Source organism: Paracoccus sp. pheM1, assembly GCF_018499825.1.
GTDB lineage: Bacteria > Pseudomonadota > Alphaproteobacteria > Rhodobacterales > Rhodobacteraceae > Paracoccus > Paracoccus versutus.
In genome coordinates this window covers 2518893-2537500 of the sequence record NZ_JAGXCX010000001.1, presented here as the reverse complement: position 1 = coordinate 2537500, position 18608 = coordinate 2518893, and the positions used below count along the sequence as shown (strand labels likewise).

General features: G+C 67.8%; 17 protein-coding genes and 1 tRNA gene (1 of these 18 only partly in view). 3 read left to right on the top strand and 15 right to left on the bottom strand.

All coding sequences use genetic code 11. The features are described 5' to 3' along the window. A protein-coding gene (gene msrP, locus KF941_RS12890; RefSeq protein ID WP_036753549.1) for a protein-methionine-sulfoxide reductase catalytic subunit MsrP crosses the window boundary here: on the bottom strand, positions 1–601 show its 5' portion. It extends 296 nt beyond the left edge of the window; 601 of the gene's 897 nt are visible here — the first part of the coding sequence; it begins with the start codon at positions 599–601; its stop codon lies off the left edge, out of view. Positions 602–733: 132 nt separating this feature from the next. Beyond that, a complete protein-coding gene (clpB, locus tag KF941_RS12885) occupies positions 734–3361 on the bottom strand; it encodes an ATP-dependent chaperone ClpB (RefSeq protein WP_072462203.1) in 2628 nt (875 codons plus the stop codon). A 155-nt stretch (positions 3362–3516) separates the two neighbouring features. Between clpB and pyrF the strand changes: the two genes are divergently transcribed. Next, positions 3517–4209, top strand: coding sequence for an orotidine-5'-phosphate decarboxylase (gene pyrF / locus KF941_RS12880; protein ID WP_116223266.1), 693 nt, complete (start codon positions 3517–3519; stop codon positions 4207–4209). Here the strand turns inward: pyrF and KF941_RS12875 are convergent, their stop codons facing one another. From KF941_RS12875 to KF941_RS12860, 5 genes are read right to left on the bottom strand one after another with little or no spacing between them, the layout of a single operon-like run. Further along, complete coding sequence (locus tag KF941_RS12875; protein ID WP_214273503.1) at positions 4210–4839, bottom strand: glutathione S-transferase; 630 nt, start codon at positions 4837–4839, stop codon at positions 4210–4212. A 50-nt stretch (positions 4840–4889) separates the two neighbouring features. After that, positions 4890–5285, bottom strand: coding sequence for an NUDIX hydrolase (locus KF941_RS12870; protein ID WP_116223265.1), 396 nt, complete (start codon positions 5283–5285; stop codon positions 4890–4892). Positions 5286–5305: 20 nt separating this feature from the next. Continuing rightward, positions 5306–5578: a hypothetical protein gene (locus KF941_RS27990; RefSeq protein WP_036753560.1), complete on the bottom strand. Its 273-nt coding sequence runs from the start codon at positions 5576–5578 to the stop codon at positions 5306–5308. After that, the gene (locus KF941_RS12865) at positions 5575–6462 is read right to left on the bottom strand and encodes an SPFH domain-containing protein (RefSeq protein WP_214273501.1); all 888 of its coding nucleotides are present in this window, start codon (positions 6460–6462) and stop codon (positions 5575–5577) included. Before KF941_RS12865 ends, KF941_RS27990 begins: the two co-directional genes overlap by 4 nt. Before the next feature lie 18 nt (positions 6463–6480). Then, on the bottom strand, positions 6481–7344 hold the full coding sequence (locus KF941_RS12860; RefSeq protein ID WP_214273500.1) for an N-formylglutamate amidohydrolase: 864 nt from the start codon (positions 7342–7344) through the stop codon (positions 6481–6483). Between the two features lie 183 nt (positions 7345–7527). Here KF941_RS12860 and KF941_RS12855 point away from each other — a divergent pair. Together KF941_RS12855 and ykgO are read left to right on the top strand one after the other, a co-directional pair. Continuing rightward, positions 7528–7602, top strand: a tRNA-Val gene (locus KF941_RS12855). Between the two features lie 84 nt (positions 7603–7686). After that, on the top strand, positions 7687–7812 hold the full coding sequence (ykgO, locus tag KF941_RS12850) for a type B 50S ribosomal protein L36 (protein ID WP_024842876.1): 126 nt from the start codon (positions 7687–7689) through the stop codon (positions 7810–7812). Positions 7813–8320: 508 nt separating this feature from the next. On the opposite strand, the gene KF941_RS12845 is transcribed toward ykgO, so the two are convergent. The 8 genes from KF941_RS12845 to KF941_RS12810 all read right to left on the bottom strand — a co-directional run bounded on the left by KF941_RS12845 (position 8321) and on the right by KF941_RS12810 (position 18517). Next, complete coding sequence (locus tag KF941_RS12845; RefSeq protein WP_214273499.1) at positions 8321–10042, bottom strand: peptidoglycan-binding protein; 1722 nt, start codon at positions 10040–10042, stop codon at positions 8321–8323. A 28-nt stretch (positions 10043–10070) separates the two neighbouring features. Continuing rightward, positions 10071–11288 (bottom strand): AMP-binding protein, encoded by a 1218-nt coding sequence (locus tag KF941_RS12840; RefSeq protein ID WP_116223262.1) that lies wholly within the window; start codon positions 11286–11288, stop codon positions 10071–10073. A gap of 18 nt (positions 11289–11306) precedes the next feature. Beyond that, complete coding sequence (locus KF941_RS12835; RefSeq protein WP_036753571.1) at positions 11307–12131, bottom strand: ABC transporter ATP-binding protein; 825 nt, start codon at positions 12129–12131, stop codon at positions 11307–11309. Between the two features lie 60 nt (positions 12132–12191). Further along, positions 12192–13472, bottom strand: a complete 1281-nt coding sequence (locus KF941_RS12830; protein WP_036753572.1) for an ABC transporter substrate-binding protein — start codon at positions 13470–13472, stop codon at positions 12192–12194. 45 nt (positions 13473–13517) lie between these two features. Continuing rightward, a complete protein-coding gene (locus KF941_RS12825; RefSeq protein WP_036753573.1) occupies positions 13518–14594 on the bottom strand; it encodes a branched-chain amino acid ABC transporter permease in 1077 nt (358 codons plus the stop codon). Positions 14595–14737: 143 nt separating this feature from the next. Further along, on the bottom strand, positions 14738–15718 hold the full coding sequence (locus KF941_RS12820; RefSeq protein WP_116223261.1) for a branched-chain amino acid ABC transporter permease: 981 nt from the start codon (positions 15716–15718) through the stop codon (positions 14738–14740). A gap of 10 nt (positions 15719–15728) precedes the next feature. Next, positions 15729–16538: an ABC transporter ATP-binding protein gene (locus KF941_RS12815; RefSeq protein ID WP_175562346.1), complete on the bottom strand. Its 810-nt coding sequence runs from the start codon at positions 16536–16538 to the stop codon at positions 15729–15731. Between the two features lie 2 nt (positions 16539–16540). Beyond that, entirely contained in the window at positions 16541–18517 is a 1977-nt protein-coding gene (locus tag KF941_RS12810) for a long-chain fatty acid--CoA ligase (RefSeq protein ID WP_214273498.1), read from the bottom strand. Positions 18518–18608 lie beyond the last annotated feature (91 nt).

Sequence of the window (18608 nt, the reverse complement as noted above, 5' to 3'; positions counted from 1 at the left end):
CGCCGTTCTGGTTGGGCAGCACGCGCCCGTAAAGCCCGGTCGCCAGGATAGTCAGCGGGTGCATGGCCTCGTCCAGCCGCAGCCCCTCGCGATAGGGCCAGTCAAGGATACGGGCACGCTGGCCGGGCATCTGCTCGGGGTCGTGGAGGGTGCGGAAGGCGACGAATTTCGCGCCGGGCTGCACGCCCACCTTGTCCAGCACCGCCGCCAGCGGCACGCCCAGCCAGGGGATGACCATGGACCAGGCCTCGACGCAGCGCAGGCGATAGATGCGCTCTTCCAGCGCCGATTCCGGGGCCAGATCCTCGACGCCGTAGCTGCCGGGCCGGTCCACCATGCCGTCGACCGCCACCGACCAGGGCGAGGTCTTCAGGCTGCCGGAATATTGCGCCGGATCGCTCTTGCCGGTGCCGAATTCGTAGAAGTTGTTGTAATGCGCGATATCCTCCAGGCTGTTCGGCGTCTCGTCGGTCGAGAAGGCCGAAGGCCGCCCCTGCAGCCCCAGGGCGGGCGTCGCCAGCGCCGCGATGCCCGCGGCCAGAAAGGCGCGGCGGTTCAGGTAATCCGCCTCGGGCGTCACATCGGACCATTTCAGCTTCATGGCGCTTCTCTCCCTGTCGCCCGCATATCATGCCACCCGGCGCGCAGGATGCCGATGAAACTCGGCGTGATTTCCGCGCGAGCGCCGGGCAGGAAAAAAGGGCGGATGCCGCGCATCCGCCCCTTTCGCGTCTCAGTGCAGCGGCACCCGCGGCCCGCTTTCATCCGCCGAGCCCAGATGGGCCGAGGAGACGCGGTTGCCGACGACCAGCCCCTCGGGCCCGGCGGTGACATGGACGGTATGGCCGTCCAGAACCTCGCCGGCCAGGATCATCTCGGCCAGGGGGTTCTGCAGGCTGCGCTGCATCACCCGCTTCAGCGGCCGGGCGCCGAAGACCGGGTCATAGCCTTCGTCGGCCAGCCATTTCAGCGCCGCCTCGTCCAGGTCCAGCCCGATCTTGTGCTGGGCCAGCCGACCCTCCAGCTGCGCAAGCTGGATGCGGACGATGGCGTCCATGTTCTCGCGCGTCAGCCGGTGGAAGATGACGATCTCGTCCAGCCGGTTCAGGAACTCGGGCCGGAAATGCGCCCGGACCGCGTCCATCACCTGCGTCCGCGCCTGGCCCGAATCGGCCCCTTCCGGCAGGGCCGACAGCGCCTGCGCCCCGAGGTTCGAGGTCAGCACGATCAGCGTCTGCTTGAAGTCCACCGTCCGGCCCTGGCCGTCGGTCAGCTGGCCGTCGTCCAGAACCTGCAGCAGCACGTTGAACACGTCCGGGTGCGCCTTTTCGACCTCGTCGAACAGGATCACCTGATAGGGGCGGCGCCGCACCGCCTCGGTCAGCACGCCGCCCTCGTCATAGCCGACATAGCCGGGGGGCGCGCCGATCAGCCGCGCGACCGAATGCTTCTCCATGAACTCGGACATGTCGATGCGGACCATGGCCGAGTCGTCGTCGAACAGGTATTCGGCGATGGCCTTGGTCAGCTCGGTCTTGCCGACGCCGGTCGGGCCGAGGAAGAGGAAGCTGCCCAGGGGCCGCTTGGGGTCGTTCAGCCCCGCCCGCGCCCGCCGCACGGCGTTCGACACGGCCGTCACCGCCTCGGACTGGCCGATGACGCGGCGGCCCAGCACGTCCTCCATCTTCAACAGCTTCTCGCGCTCGCCCTCCAGCATCTTGCTGGTGGGGATGCCGGTCCAGCGTTCCACCACCTCGGCGATCTGCTCGGGGCGGACGGTCTCCTCGACCAGCAGGCCGTCGTTATGGCCCTCTGCCTCGGCCAGCTGCCGCTCGAGTCCGGGGATGATGCCATAGCTCAGCTCGCCGGCGCGGGCCAGGTTGCCCTCGCGCTTGGCCTGGTCCAGTTCGGCGCGGGCGCGGTCAAGCTGCTCCTTCAGCGTGCGCGAGCCTTCCAGCTTGTCGCGTTCGGCCTGCCAGCGGGCGGTCAGCGAGGCGGATTTCTCCTGCAATTCCGACAGCTGCTTTTCCAGCTTCTCCAGCCGGTCCTTGGAGGCGGCGTCGTCTTCCTTCTTCAGCGCCTCGGCCTCGATCTGCATCTGCAGGATCTGCCGGTCCAGCTGGTCCAGCTCTTCGGGCTTGCTGTCCACCTCCATGCGCAGCCGGCTCGCGGCCTCGTCCACCAGGTCGATGGCCTTGTCGGGCAGGAAGCGGTCGGTGATGTAGCGATGCGACAGCGTCGCGGCAGCCACCAGCGCAGCGTCCGAGATACGGACGCCGTGGTGCAGCTCATATTTCTCCTTGATGCCGCGCAGGATGCTGATGGTGTCCTCGACCGTCGGCTCCTCGATCATGACCGGCTGGAAGCGCCGGGCCAGGGCCGCATCCTTTTCGATATACTTGCGGTATTCGTCCAGCGTGGTCGCGCCGACGCAATGCAACTCGCCCCGCGCCAGCGCCGGCTTGATCAGGTTCGCGGCATCCATGGCGCCGTCGGTCTTGCCGGCGCCGACCAGAACGTGCAGCTCGTCGATGAACAGCACGACCTCGCCGGCGGCGTTCTCGATCTCCTTCAGGACGGATTTCAGCCGCTCCTCGAACTCGCCGCGGTATTTCGCGCCGGCGATCAGCGCGCCCATGTCCAGCGCCCAAAGCTGCTTGTTGCGCAGCGATTCGGGCACGTCGCCATCGACGATGCGCAGCGCCAGCCCCTCGGCGATGGCGGTCTTGCCGACGCCGGGCTCGCCGATCAGCACCGGGTTGTTCTTGGTGCGCCGCGACAGCACCTGCATGGCGCGGCGGATTTCCTCGTCCCGGCCGATGATCGGGTCGATCTTGCCCTCGGCCGCGGCCTCGGTCAGGTTGCGGGCGTATTTCGACAGCGCCTCGTAGCTGTCCTCGGCGCTGGCGGTGTCGGCCGTGCGCCCCTTGCGGATGTCGTTGATCGCCGAATTCAGCCCCTGGGCCGTCACCTTGCCGGCTGCCAGCGCGTCGCGCGCATTGGTGTTGACGACGGCCAGCGCGGTCAGCACCCGCTCGGCCGGGACGAAACTGTCGCCGGCCTTCTTGGCCAGCTTCTCGGCCTCGTCCAGCACGCGCACCAGCGAGGGGTCGACATAGACCTGCCCCTGCCCGCCGCTGACCTTGGGCTGTTTCGCCACCGCCTGGTCGACGGCCTGGCGCACGGCCTGGGCATCGCCCCCGGCCCGCGCGATCAGGTTGCTGGCAAAGCCCTGTTCGTCGTCCATCAGCGCCTTGAGCAGATGCTCGGGCATCACGCGCTGGTTTTCCTCGCGGATGGCGATGGTCTGCGCCGCTTGCAGGAAGCCCCGCGACCGTTCCGTGAACTTTTCCATATCCATATGAAAATCCTTTCCTCAGCCCCCGCTTTGGATCGCCCGCATTGGCACGATCAGGCTCGGGTCTTGCCAGTCACATGGGCAGGAACAAACGGGGTTTCAAGACAGAGGGTTCCCGCCTATAAGCGGCCCGTTTGTCGCAGGGGCCGAGGGAAAACATGGACGACCGTCTGATCGTGGCGCTGGACGTGCCGAACGCGCTGGCCGGGCTGGAACTGGCCGAAAGGATCGGCGATGCCGCCAGCTTCTACAAGATCGGCCTGGGCATGCTGACCGGCGGCGGCCTCGCGCTCGCCAACGAGCTGAAGCAGGAACACGGCAAGCGCATCTTCCTGGACATGAAGTTCTTCGACATCGGCGCCACGGTCGAGGCGGCGGTGAAAGGCATCGCGCAATACGACCTGGATTTCCTGACCGTGCATGGCGACCCGCATGTGGTCAGGGCGGCGAAACAGGGGGCAAGCGGCTCGGGGCTGAAGATCCTGGCCGTGACCATCCTGACCTCGCTGGACCGCGCCGACCTGGATGCCGGGCTGATCGTGCCGGGCGACGTGGCCGAGATCGTGGCGACCCGCGCCGCCCGCGCCTTCGAGGCCGGGGCGGACGGCGTCATCGCCAGCCCGCGCGAGGCAGCGCTGATCCGCGCCCTGCCAGAGGCGGCGGGCCGGCTGATCGTCACCCCCGGCGTGCGCCCGGCCGGCAGCGATGCCGGCGACCAGAAGCGGATCGAGACGCCGGCCACCGCCATCGCCCAAGGCGCGGACCATATCGTCGTCGGCCGGCCGATCTGGCAGGCGGCCGACCCGCGCGCCGCGGCGCAGGCGATCCAGGCGGAACTGGCCGGGGCGTAATCAGCCGAAATTGCGCTGCATGACCGGCGCCAGATCCTCCCGCGCCGCCGTGGCGCGGGCGATGGACCAGACCTTGGGCGCATGGCGCTCGAACCATTCCGGGCCGGGCTTCCAGTTGGTCATCACCGCCAGGTAGATGTCCAGCGCCGAGAACCGGTCGCCCAGAAACCAGGGCGCGCCCACCACGCCCTCCACCGCGGTCCAAAGCTCCTGCAACCGCGCCGTGGTGGCCTCGCCCAGCTCCTTCTGCGCCGCCGGGTCGGTCAGGAACCGCGCCGGATCGTCGCCAAAGGTGAAGCAGGGATAGACCTGCGCCACCAGGAAGATCAGCCAGCGCAGGAAGCGCGGCCGCTCGGCGGCCCCGGCCTCGGGCACCAGGTCGTCCCGTTCGGTCATGTCGGCCAGGTGCAGCGTGATCGCCGCGCTTTCCGACATGACACGGCCGTCGGGCAGGATCAGCACCGGGATCTGCCCTGCCGGGCTGATCCGCATCAGTTCGCGCCTGGCGGCCGGGTCCAGGAACAGGTCCGCGACCTCGATCCCCTCGGCCTTCAGCCCGTAATGCGCCAGCTGGGCCTCGACGATGGCCGAACCCCAGCCGTTGCGACGATAAAGCTGCATGCGGGACATGGATGCCTCCTTGCTGCGATGGGCCGATCATGCACGCCGCGGGGCGATTCTCAAATCCCGCAGCCCGCGCCGGCAAGGACCAGCCGCACGCGGTCGCGAAAATGCGGCACGGCGCGCGGATGGGCGACGAATTCGGCAACCGGCATCATGCGCCATTCCTGCCCCTCGTCGCCAAAGCGGATCGCCGCGATCTCGGCCGCGGTGATGGTGCCGCGAAACAGCCAGGACAGGCGGCCAGGGTCCAGGACCGAGGGAAAGGCCTGCCCCGCCAGCCGCCCTGCCGGCAGACGCAGCCCGAATTCCTCGTCCAGTTCGCGCAGGGCGCATTCGACCGGCGTCTCGCCCGGCTCGGCCCCGCCGCCGGGCAGGTCCCAATGCGCCGGAAAGGGGATCCAGTCGTAATCGTCGCGCAGGCAGGTCAAAAGGCCCGCGCCATGGGTCAGCACCAGCTTGGCGCCGGCAAAGCCTAGTTGTCGTTGATGTCGCGGGTCCAGCGCCGCACCTCGCCCCGCTTGGCGCCGAAGATGCGCCGCAACGCCAGCCAGATCACGCCGGTCAGCACCGCCGCGACCACCAGCGCCATCGGCAACCCGCCCGGCCACAGGCCCAGAAGCAGCGCCAGCCCCATCAGCAGCACCGCGCCGGCCAGGCCCAGGAAGAACCAGCCCGGCAGCGCCAGCTCCACCGCCGCCAGGATCAGCGCCGCGATGATCCAGATCCAGCCGTTCGCCCAGCTCATTTGCCACCCCGCAGCATGCGGAAGGCATCGCCAAGCGCCTCGACGGCCGAGGCCGGGACGATCACCGTCTGCTTGCCCTGGCCCTTGCCGACCTCGGCCAGCACCTCGACCTGGCGCATGGCGACCTGGTATTGCGCCGCCTCGATCCCGCCCTCGCGGATCGCGGTGGCGATGGCCGCGGTGGCATAGGCCTCGGCATCGGCCAGCATGCGCTTGGCCTTGGCCTGCTGCTCGGCGGCGTAAAGGTCGCCGTCGGCCGCCAGTTCCACCGCACGGCGGCGGCCCTCGGCCTCGGTCACCTGGGCGCGGCGGGCGCGTTCGGCGTTCAGCTGTTGCAGCATGGCGGCCCGCGTCGCCTCGTCCAGGTTGACGTCCAGGATCTCGGCCCGCGTCACCTCGATACCCCAGTCGTCGACGATATTGGCCAGCGATTCGCGGATGCGCTCGATCAGGGGGGCGCGGTTCGACTGCACCTGGTCCAGTTCCATCGTGCCGATTTCCGAGCGCACGATCCCCGCCACCGTGGTGGTGATCGCCGCATCCACGTCGCGGATGCGATAGACGGTCTTTTCCGGCTCGATGATGCGATAGAAGACGCTGGTTTCCACCTGCACCAGCACGTTGTCCGCCGTGATCGCATCCTGGCGCGAGGTCGGCAGCTGGCGCTCCAGGACGGAGATCCGATGCGCCACCCGGTCAAGGAAGGGGACGATGAAATTGATCCCCGGCCCCAGCACCGCATGCAGCCGGCCGAAGCGCTCGACGACGTATTTCTCGGATTGGGGAACGATGCGGACGGCGCGGCTGACGGCGAACAGGATCACCAGCGCCAGCACGATCAGGGCGATGTTCTGGCCGATCATCTCGGCGATTTCGGGCGGCATCGCATTTCCTTTCCTTGGTCACTCGGCGGCGAAGGCCGCGTCGCTGGCATCCGGGCGCAGCCGCGCCAGCCGGGCGACGACGCGGGCGAAACGGGCGCGGAACAGCTCGAAGTCCGGGCGCGGCTCGATCCGGCCCTCGTCCATGTAGAGCGAGCGGTCCAGTTCCAGCTGCACGACATGGACATTGTTGCGCGGCCGGCCATAGGTCTGGGTGATATAGGCGCCGGAAAAGGGCGAGTTGCGCCGCAGCCGGAAACCCTCGGCCGCCACCGCCTCGGCCACGCCGGCGCTGATCCGCGGCGCGGCCGAGACCCCGTTGCGGTCGCCCAGCACCATGTCCGGGCGCGGGCGCGGCAGGTGGGTCAGCGCATCGCGCGGCATGGAATGCATGTCGATCAGGACGGCGCCGCCGAACTGCGCCACCGCCTCGCCGATCAGCGCCGAAAGCGCGCGGTGATAGGGATGCCAAAGCCGGGTGATGCGGCTTTCGGCCTCGGCCCGCGGGATCGGCCGGTCGTGGATGGCGCGCCCCTGCGAGACGACGCGGGGAATCACCCCCAGCCCCGCCATGATGCGCGGATTGCTGACCGCCGGCGTGGCACCAGAGACCACCAGCGGGTCGATTTCCTCGGGGCCGCGGTTCAGGTCCACCACGCAGCGCGGCACCCGCGCGGTCAGCACCACGGCGCCATGGTCCAGCGCCGGCTGGATCAGCCGGTCCACGAAGGCATCCTCGGACGAGCGCAGCTGCTGCGGGTCCAGGCGCGATTCGGCCAGGAACCAGTCGGGATAGGCGCGGCCCGAATGCGGCGAGGCAAAGATCACCCCGCCCAGCCACGATTGCGGCCGCATCAGATCGAAAGTCGGCTCTTCCCTGGTCATCCTGGCTTTCCCCGGCGGCGCAGAGGGCGCCATTCTGGACGGTCGAGACAGGAAGATTTATAAACCATGTTCGAGGAAGGCCAATAGCCGTCGATTGAGGGCTTGAAACCCCTGGGCGAGGTGGCTATAGACACGCCGATCCAGGCGATCTGGCGGCGCAGGCCGGCAGAATCACCTGACGGGGGGCGGTTAGCTCAGCGGTAGAGCACTACGTTGACATCGTAGTGGCCACTGGTTCGATCCCAGTACCGCCCACCATTCATTTCGCGCCCCCGAGGCTTTTTCGGGGGTATTTCGTTTTCAAGGCGCGACCTAGCGATGCGCCGCGATAGGAGAAGACCGATGAAGGTTCGCAATTCGCTCCGCTCGCTCAAGAGCCGCCACCGTGACTGCCAAGTCGTGCGCCGCAAGGGCCGCATCTACATCATCAACAAGACCAACCCGCGCTTCAAGGCCCGCCAGGGCTGAGAACCGGCGGTCAGCCGAGTTGAGGAACGCCCGCAGGCCCCGTGCCGCGGGCGTTTTCGCATTGCGCGGTTGGTGCGCAGCAGGTGGGGGCCGACTGCCCCCACACCCCCGTGGATATTTCCACACGAAAGAAAATCGGAAGCGCGTCAGGGCCGCGCGGCGAGGATTCGGGCGAGATCCTTGGGCGGCCGAAGCGGCCCGGCAGGATCGCCGCAGCGGCCTGGCCCAGGGCGAGCCCGCAAATCGCGGCCGGGGTGCCGGGGCGCGGCAGGCTTCAAGCCATGGTCCAGGGAAGGCGGCATGTGTGTCGCGCGCCCAGCCGAGCGAGGCGGCATGCGCAAGGGCGCGGCCCTGGCCGATGGCGGCGGCCGAGGGCACAAGCAGCACGAAAGAACCCGAAAGGGATCATCGCTGCCAGCGCGCTTGGCACGCGTTGAGAGGCGTCTGCATCGCGATGCAGACCCCGCCGGCATGACGAAGAGGACGCCGAGACGTCGTCCCGCCGGGGCTAGCGCAGGACATCCGCCAGCAGGCCCGAGACCGTCTGCCGGGTGACATAGCCGGTGACGCGCAGGTTGCGCGCCGCCTGGTAGCGGCGCAGCGCCGCGCGGGTTTCCTCGGTGAATTCGCCGTCGGCCGGGCCCGGCTGCATGCCGGCGATGCGCAGCCGCTCTTCGATCAGGCGGCGGGTCGAGGGGGCCAGGCCGAGTCCCGCCTCTTCGCGCCGCGCCGCCTCGATGCCGGCGCGCAGGGTGGCCAGGCGGTCGCGCGCGGCAGGCGCGTGGGTGCCGGCCGGGAAGCGTTCCAGATAGGTCTCGTAGGCCGCCGCCGAGCCCTGTCGGCGGGCCCAGCGCCAAGTCGCCTCGTCGCCCTGGGGGGTGTCGCGGCCGGCGCCAGCCTTGGCCAGTTGGCGCCGGGCCGCTTCGGCGTGGATGCCCTGGGGATAGCGGTCGAGATAGGCGCGCAGCCCCTCGGCCTCGCCGGCCGCGCCGCTTTGCTGCCAGAAGGCGCGGTCCTGGGCGGCGGTATCGGTCGCGCTGCCTTCCGCCTGGGCGGCGATCATCCGCACCTGCGGCCCGGTCAGGTGCCCGGTCGCCGTCAGCCCGTTGGCGCGCTGCCAAGCCGCGATCGCCAGACGCGTGCGCGGGCCGAAGACGCCGTCGGCCGGGCCCGGCTGCCGGCCGAGCCGCGACAGCTGGCGCTGGATGGCGGCGCGCCCGGCCGGGCCGAGCGAAAGGACCTGTTCGGCCGCCACCGCCGGCGAGGGTTGCGATGCGGGCCTTGCCGGCGGGGCGGGGCGCAATTCGGTCAGCCGCTTGCGCGCCGCTCCGGCATGGCGTCCGACGGGAAACTCTTTCAGATAGGTCGCATAGGCTGCGGCCGTATCGGCCGCGACGGCCTGGCTCCAGGCGGCACGGTCGGCATAGCGCACACCCGGCGCGCGGCCGATCTGCGCCAGCCGTTGGCGCGCATCCGCGGCATAGATCCCTTGCGGATAGCGCGCCAGATAGTCGCGGTAGGCCGGGGCGCCGTCCGCCACCGCGGCTTCGGCCCAGGCATCGCGGTCGTCGGCCAGCGCATCGGCGGTATTGCGGGATGGCACCGGGCGCAGGTTGCCCGCATCCTCGGGCAGCAGGGCAAGTGCCCGGCCAGCGGTGGCCTGGGCCAGCGTCGCCCCGCCGAGCAGCCCGGCCAGGGCGCGGGCCCCGGCCTCGGGCGGGCCGGTGACGACCGAGACCCCGGCCGGCGGCCGAAGCGCGCCGATGCCGTTTTCCAGCCCCGGCCGGTGCGGCATCTGCTGCGCATCGGTGCCCAGGATCAGCACCGATCCCGGCTCGCCCCCCGCCATCAGCCGCATCACCAGCGACAACGGCACGCCCTGCACCCCGGCCGCCGCCGGGCCGGGCGCATCGGCATCGGTGCCCATGAACCAGGTCTCGTCCGCGTCATGCAGGAAGCGGCCGTTCAGCGCCACGATGTGCGCGCCGGGATCGGCATCGGCACGGGCCAGCGCCTCGAGCAGCCGGCGCAGCGGCCGCGCCTCCAGGTCGACGCCCTGCTGGGTGGTGAAGCCCGCCTCGCGCAGCGCCTTCGCCAGGGCCATGGTGTCCGAGCCGGCCAGGTCGGGGGCGCTGCGATAATCGGCATTGCCGATGATGACGGCGCGATTCTCGGCCCAGGCGGGCACGGCCCCGACCAGGGCGGCAAGCAGGACGGCGGCGATGCGCATCGGGCGACCTCATTCCGGGGGGCCGGAATCAGTCGTAGCTGCGTCGGTCCTCGATCACCTTGCCGTCGTTCGGCAGCGAGCCCGGCGCAACCAGTTCCACCCGGCCGCGAAGTTTCAGTGTATCCAACACCGTTCCTTCGTATCTTGCCGCATCCTCGGCCCCGGTTTCCAGCAGCACCGTCATCACATCCATGTCCCCGGACCGGTCCGCGACAACACGAGCGCGTGAGATTTCCGGGTGGCGGGCGACCAGCGCCGCCACCTGCTCGGGGCGCACGAACATGCCCTTGATCTTGGTGGTCTGGTCGGCGCGGCCCATCCAGCCCTTGATGCGCATGTTGGTGCGCCCGCAGGGGCTGGTTCCCGGCAACACCGCGGAAAGATCCCCGGTGGCAAAGCGCAGCAGCGGATAGTCCGGGTTCAGCGTGGTGACGACGACCTCGCCCACTTCGCCATCCGGGACCGGGGTGCCGGTGCCGGGACGGACGATCTCGACGATCACCCGCTCGTCCACGATCATCCCCTCCATGGCGGGGGATTCATAGGCGATCAGGCCCAGGTCGGCGGTGGCATAGCATTGCGTCGTGGCGATGCCGCGATCCGCATAGGCCTGGCGCAGGCTGGGAAACAGCGCCCCGCCCGAGACGGCGGCGCGGGTGAAGCGCAACCGCTCGCCCAGTTCCCCGGCCTTGTCGAGCATGATCTTCAGGTAATCCGGCGTCCCGGCATAGACGGTGGTGCCGATATCGACGGCAGCGCGGACCTGCAATTCGGTCTGGCCGGTGCCGGCCGGCAGGGTCGCGGCACCGACCGCGCGGGCGGCGCTTTCGAACATCATCCCCGCCGGGGTCAGGTGATAGCCAAAGCAATTGTGGACGATGTCGCCCCGCCCCACGCCCGCCGCATGCAGGAAGCGGCCCAGCCGCCACCAGTCGTCGCCGCGCCGGCCCGGCTCATAGATCGGGCCGGGGCTCTGGAAGACGTTCTCGAAATCCGGCGCCGGCCGGGTGGTGAAACCGCCGAAGGGCGGAGACGCCTTCTGCGCAGCCGAGAGTTCGGACTTGCGGATCACCGGCAGCCGGGCCAGCGCCTCGCGCGTGGCGATCCGCTCGGGCTCGACATCGCCCAGAAGGCGCGCCAGCCCCGGCGCCGTGCGGGCGCGGGCGACCGCGGCGGGCAATTCGGCCGCCAGCCACGAGGCCCGCTCGTCGGCGCTGCGGGTTTCAAGCTTGTCATAGAATGTCATGGGGGTGCCTTTCTGCCCTCAGGCCAGCCAGCGCTTGCGCCGGCGATAGGACCGCACGTCGCGAAAGCTCTTGCGGCCCTGGTCGGACATGCCGAGATAGAATTCCTTGACGTCCGGGTTCTCGCGCAGCGCATCCGCCGGCCCGTCCATCACCACCCGGCCGCTTTCCAGGATATAGCCGTAATGGGCATAGCGCAGCGCGACATTGGTGTTCTGCTCGGCCAAGAGGAAGGTCACGCCCTCGCCCTCGTTCACCGCCTTGACGATCTCGAAGATCTGCTCGACCAGCTGCGGCGCCAGGCCCATCGAGGGCTCGTCCAGCAGGATCATCTCGGGGCGCGACATCAGCGCGCGGCCCATGGCGCACATCTGCTGCTCGCCGCCCGAAGTATAGCCGGCCTGGCTTTTCCGGCGCTCCTTGAGGCGGGGGAAATAGGAATAGACCATCTCGAGGTCGCGGGCGATGGCGGCGCGCCCGTCGCCGCGGGTATAGGCGCCGGTCAGCAGGTTCTCTTCGATGGTCAGGTGCTCGAAGCAATGGCGCCCCTCCATCACCTGGATCACGCCCTTCTTGACCAGGCTGGCCGGGTCCAGCTCCTGCACCCGCTCGCCGCGATAGCTGATCGCGCCCTTGGTGACTTCGCCGCGCTCGGAATGCAGCAGGTTCGAGATCGCCTTCAGCGTCGTGGTCTTACCCGCGCCATTGCCGCCCAGAAGCGCGGTGATGCCGCCCTTGGGCACCGACAGGCTGACGCCCTTCAGCACCAGGATGACGTGATTGTAGATCACCTCGATATTGTTGACCTCGAGCAGGGTCTCGCGTTGCGGCGCGGCGTCGAACATGGACTTTCCCTCCAGGCGCGGGTGAAAGGCCCCCGGCGGCGGACCGCCGGGGAAAGGGGCTCAGCAGCGCGGCGAGATGCCGGCTTCCTTGGCATAGGCCTCGCTGTCCTCGAGGATCAGCGGGTCCAGCACTTCCTGGTCCGGCTCGGTGAAATCGGTGATCAGGCTCCACTTGCCGGCCGAGGCATCCCATTGCTGCAGGCGCGCCATGCCGCTGCCGCCATGGTTGTCGCAGGTCATCTTGATCTCGGGGCCGAAGTCCGGCAGGCCCAGCTCGGCCAGCCGTTCAGGCGTGATGTCCAGCGCCTCGAACCCGTCGCGCAGCTGCGTAGCGTTGATCTGCGCCGTGCCGGCCAGCTCCTGCGCCTTCGCGATCGCCTCGGCGATCACCACCGCCGCATACATGCCGCGCGAATACAGCACCGAGCCGACATATTGCCCGCCCTGCGAGGCCTTGCCCGGATCGATGACATGTTTCTTCATGTCCTCGTAGATCGGATAGTCCATGCCCACGCCGTGGAAGGTCAGCGCCTTGTAGCCGTTGGCGCCGGCGCCCACCGGCTTCACGTCCACTTCCGAGCCCGACCAGTAGGTGCCGATGAAATTCTCCATCGGGAAGCGGATGTTGGCGGCCTCCTGGATGGCGGTCTGGTTCATCACGCCCCAGCCCCACATCAGCACGTAGTCGGGCTTGTCGCGGCGGATCTGCAGCCACTGGCTTTTCTGTTCCTGGCCGGGCGGGTCGACCGGCAGTTCGGTCAGGGTGAAGCCGTGCTTCTTGGACAGTTCCTGCAAGGTGCGGATCGGCTCCTTGCCATAGGCCGAGTTATGATAGACTAGCGCGATCTTCTTGCCGTTCAGGTCGCCGCCGTTCTGGTCCAGCAGATACTTGATGGCGACGCTGGCGCCGTCCCAATAGTTCGCCGGCGCGTTGAACACCCATTCGAAGACCTTGCCGTTCTTGGCCGAGGTCCGGCCGTAGCCGGGGGTATAAAGCGGGATCTTGTCGGCCGAGACCTTGGGGATCAGCTGATAGGTGATGCCGGTGGACAGCGGGTTGTAGACCAGCGCGCCCGAGCCCTTGGTCGCCTCGTAGCACTCGACGCCCTTCTCGGTGTTGTAGGCGGTCTCGCATTCCGGGGTCTGGATCTTCTCGCCGCCGATGCCGCCGTCGCGTTCGTTGAGCAGCGTGAAGTAATCGTTGAACCCATCGGCATATTGCGTGCCGTTCGCACCATAAGGCCCGGTGCGATAGCTGAGGTTGGGCACCACCAGGTCGGCCATGGCCGGCGCCGCCGCCATGACGGCGCCCAGTGCGACAGTTGCAAGCTTCAGTTTCATCTTGGTCTCCTCCCCAAGGTTTTGATTGTGCCGGTTGTCCGGTCGTTAATGCGGGAACGGCCAGAGCCGCAGTTTTTCCTTCGTCAGCGCCCAGAGCCGCGCCAGCCCATGCGGCTCGACGATCAGGAAGAACACGATCAGCGCGCCGACGATCATCAGCTCGATGTGGGCGGCCAGGTCGGTGGGCCACCCGAACTGCGCCACCAGCACGTTCTTCAGCAGCACCGGCAGCAGCACCAGGAAGGCGGCGCCGGCAAAGCTGCCGAAGATGCTGCCAAGCCCGCCGATGATGATCATGAACAGCACCAGGAAGCTCTTGTTGATGCCGAAGGCCTCGCTGGCCTCGGCCGCACCCAGGTAGACCGAGAACAGCAGCGCCCCCGCGATGCCGACGAAGAAGCTGGAGACGGCGAAGGCCGACAGCTTGGCGGTCAGCGGATTCACCCCGATGATCTCGGCCGCGATGTCCATGTCGCGGATCGCCATCCACTTGCGCCCCACGCTGCCGCGGGTCAGGTTGCGCGCGACCCAGGCCAGCACGACGGCAAAGACGAGGCAGATCAGGTATTTCGCCGAGGCCGTGGTGGCGGGCCCGGTCACCGCCCAACCCAGGATGGTGCGCTCGGGCGCGTTGATCTGGCCCGAGGCGGAATAGTTGTAGAACCACGGCACCTTGTTGAAGAGCCAGACCAGGAAGAACTGCGCGGCCAGCGTCGCCACGGCCAGGTAGAAGCCCTTGATGCGCAGGCTGGGCAGGCCGAAAAGCACGCCGACGACGGCGGTGATCGCCCCGGCCAGGACGATATGGACGACGATCGGCACGCCCGGAAAGCTCGTCATCAGCTTGTAGACCGCATAGGCGCCCACCGCCATGAAACCGCCGGTGCCCAGGCTGACCTGGCCGGCATAGCCGGTCAGGATGTTCAGCCCGATGGCGGCGATGGCATAGATCAGGAAGGGCACCAGAACCGCATTGGCCCAGTAGCTGTCGATGACGAAGGGCACGACCAGGAAGGCCACCGCCAGGATCGCGTAATAGCCCCAGCGATCCAGCCGGATCGGAAAGGTCTGGCCATCGTCGCGATAGCTCGTCTTGAAATCACCCGCCTCGCGGTAAAACATCCGTTCCTCCCAGCGTCACGCCTTGCCCGTGGGGGCTTCGCGCCCCCACACCCCCGCGGGATATTTCTCCACGGAAGAACGCAAGATTCCGCGCTTCTTTCGTGTCCAAATATCCCCGCCGGAGGCATAGAATCTTTTCATCCTCAGACCCGCTCGATGATGCGCTCGCCGAACAGCCCCTGCGGCCGGAAGACGAGGAAGATCAGCGCCAGCACATAGGCGAACCAGTTCTCGGTCGCCCCGCCGACCATGGAGCCGACGAAATATTCGAACAGCTTCTCGCCCATGCCGATGATCAGCCCGCCGACGATGGCGCCGGGGATCGAGGTGAAGCCTCCGAGCATCAGCACCGGCAGCGCCTTGAGCGCGATCAGCGAGAGCGAGAACTGCACCCCCGATTTCGTGCCCCACATGATGCCCGCGACCAGCGCCACGAAGCCGGCGATCGACCAGACCATGATCCAGATGAACTGCAGGCTGATGCCCACCGACAGCGCCGCCTGGTGGTCGTCAGCCACGGCGCGCATCGCCCTGCCCTGCTTGGTATATTGCGAGAACCCGACCAGGGCCGCGACCAGCGCCGCCGCGATCACCGCTGCCCAGATGTCCAGCCGGTCGATGAAGAAGCCGTAGCCCAGCCAGTCGTTCGTCATCGTCTCGACCGTCTCGGAAATGCCTTGCGGCAGGCCCACGTCCAGCACCTTCACGTCGGCGCCCCACATCACGTCGCCAAGCCCTTCCAGGAACCAGGCAAGGCCGATGGTGGCCATGAACAGGATGATCGGTTCCTGCCCGACCAGGTGCTTGAGCACCAGCTTTTCGATGGCGATGGCCAGGCCGACCATGATCAGCGCGGTAAGCAGGATGGCGAACAGTCCCGGCACCGTCCAGCCGAAGCTCGACACATGCACGCCGAAGGCCGCGTTGATCAGATGGGCGAAGGGCACGCGGCCCTCCATGATGCCGACCAGCGTCATGGCGGCGAAGAGCGCCATCACCCCCTGGGCATAGTTGAAGACGCCCGAGGCCTTGTAGATCAGCACGAAGCCCAGCGCGACCAGCGAATACATCACCCCGGCCATCAGGCCGTTCGCCAGGACTTCGCTTGCGTAGAGAAATTCCATCGCCGCCCCCTTACTCGTGCGCCACGCCAAGATAGGCGCTGATGACCTCGGGATTGCTGCGCACCTCGTCGGGGGTGCCGTCGCCGATCTTGCGGCCGTAATCCATCACCACCACCCGGTCCGACAGGTCCATGACCACGCCCATGTCATGTTCGATCAGGGCGATGGTCGTGCCGAATTCGTCGTTCACGTCCAGGATGAAGCGGCACATGTCCTCCTTCTCCTCGACGTTCATGCCGGCCATCGGCTCGTCCAGCAGCAGGATCCGCGGCTCGGCCGCCAGCGCGCGGGCCAGTTCGACGCGTTTCTTCAAGCCGTAAGGCAGCCGGCCGACCGGCGTCTTGCGGATGTTCTGGATTTCCAGGAAGTCGATGATCTTCTCGACCTGCTCGCGGTTCTCGACCTCTTCGCGCTCGGCGCGGCCCCACCACAGCGCCTGGCTCCAGATCGGCGCCTTCATCATGTTCAGCCGCCCGGTCATGATGTTGTCCAGCACCGACATGCCGTCGAACAGCGCGATGTTCTGGAAGGTGCGGGCCAGCCCCAGCCGCGCCACCTCATAGGGTTTCATCGGCGGGCGACGCTTGCCCTCGAACCAGATCTCGCCCTCTTGCGGGACATAGAAGCCCGAGATCACGTTCAGCATCGAGGATTTCCCGGCGCCGTTCGGGCCGATGATGGCGCGGATCTCGCCCTCGCGGATGTCGAAGCTGATGTCCTTGATCGCCGTCACGCCGCCGAAGCGCAGGGTGATGTTGCGAAGATCCATCAGCACCCCGCCGATCTGGCGGCCGTCGGCGGTGGTATAGCCTTCTTGCATGGTCATTCCGCGGCCACCTTCTGCATGGTCTGGGTCGGGAAAGTCCGGGCGTCCTCGATCTTCAGCGTGGCGCGGATCTCGCCCTTGCGGCCGTCCTCGTAGGTCACCTCGGTGCGGGTGCTGACCGTGTCGCGGCCGTCATAGAGCGCCTCGATCAGGTCGGCATATTTCTCGGCGATGATGTTGCGGCGCACCTTGCGGGTGCGCGTCATCTCGCCGTCGTCGGGGTCGAGTTCCTTGTGCAGCACCAGGAAGCGGCTGATCTGGCAGCCCGAGAGCATCGGGTCGGCGGCGACGGATTCGTTCACCGCTTCGACATGCTGCTTGATCGTCGCATAGACCTGCGGATGGCCGGCAAGCTCCTGGTAGCTGGCATAGGCGATGTTGTTGCGCTCGGCCCAGTTGCCGACCGCCGTCAGGTCGATGTTGATGAAGGCCGTACACATGTCGCGGCCGGCGCCGAAGACCACCGCCTCCAGGATGTTCGGATAGAACTTCAGCTTGTTCTCGACATATTTCGGCGCGAACATCCGGCCATCGGCCATGCGGCCCACGTCCTTGGCGCGGTCGATGATGCGCAGGTGCCCGCTCGCCTCCTCGAAGAAGCCGGCGTCGCCGGTCGCCACCCAGCCCTCGGCATCCTTGGTCGAGGCGGTGCTGTCGGGGTTGTTGTAATATTCGACGAAGGTGCCGGGCGAGCGATAGAAGACCTCGCCGCTTTCGGCGATCTTCAGCTCGACGCCGGGCGAGGGCACGCCGACCGTATCCGAGCGCACCTGACCGTCCGGCTGCTGGGTGATGAAGACGCTGGCCTCGGTCTGGCCGTAGAGCTGTTTCAGGTTGATGCCCAGCGAACGGTAGAAATCGAAGATCTCGGGCCCGATCGCCTCGCCCGCGGTATAGCCGACGCGGATGCGGGAATAGCCCAGCGTGTTCTTCAGCGGCCCATAGACCAGCAGGTTGCCCAGGCCGTAGCGCAGCCGGTCCAGCGCGCCGACCGGCTTGCCGTCCAGAAGCGCCGGGCCGACGCGGCGGGCGATCTCCATGTAATGCCGGAACAGCCCGCGCTTGAAGCGGCCGGCATCCTCCATGCGGATCATCACCGAGGTCAGCTGGCCTTCGAAGACGCGGGGCGGGGCGAAGAAATAGGTCGGCCCGATCTCGCGCAGGTCGGTCATCATCGTATGCGCGCCCTCGGGGCAGTTCACGGTGAAGCCGGCCCAATAGGCCTGCCCGACCGAAAAGATGAAGTCGCCGACCCAGGCCATGGGCAGATAGGCCAGCACTTCCTCGCGCGCGGTCAGGTGGTCGAAGGAGGCGGTGTTCTTGCCGGTCTCGATGATGTTGCGATTGGACAGCACCACGCCCTTGGGCTTGCCGGTGGTGCCCGAGGTATACAGCATCACGCAGGTATCGTCATAGCCCAGTTCGGCGATGCGCGCGTCCAGTTCGTGCCCCAGTCGCTGCTGGGCGGCGCGGCCCTCGGCCTGGACATCGGCCAGCGCGTTCATGCGGGAATGGTCGTATTTCCGCATCCCGCGCTTGTCGGTATAGACCACATGCTCGACCGAGGGGGCGCGGGCGCCGACCTCCAGCACCTTGTCCACCTGTTCCTGGTCGCCGCAGACGACGAAGCGGGCGCCGCAATGGTCCAGCACATAGGCCATCTCCTCGGCCACCGCGTCCTGATACAGCGGCACCGGCACCGCGCCGCACATCTGCGCCGCGACCATGGCCCAGTAATGCGCCGGGCGGTTGCGGCCGATGATGGCGACATGATCGCCGCGGTTCAGCCCCAGCACCAGGAAGCCCAGCGCCAGGGCGCGGATCTCGTCCGCGGCCTCGGCCCAGGTCCAGCTTTGCCAGATCCCGAATTCCTTTTCCCGATAGGCGGGCCGGTTGCCGAAGCGTTCGGCATTGCGCGCCAGCAACGCTGGAATCGACTGCAAACCGGCCTGGGCCGCCTCAGCGTTCTGCATGGTTCCTCCCCTTGCCGTCAGGGCTCCTCTTCCCTCTGGCAATCGCAGCTTACTGCGGCAATTCTTGCGTCAGTTTTTCCTGAATCCTACG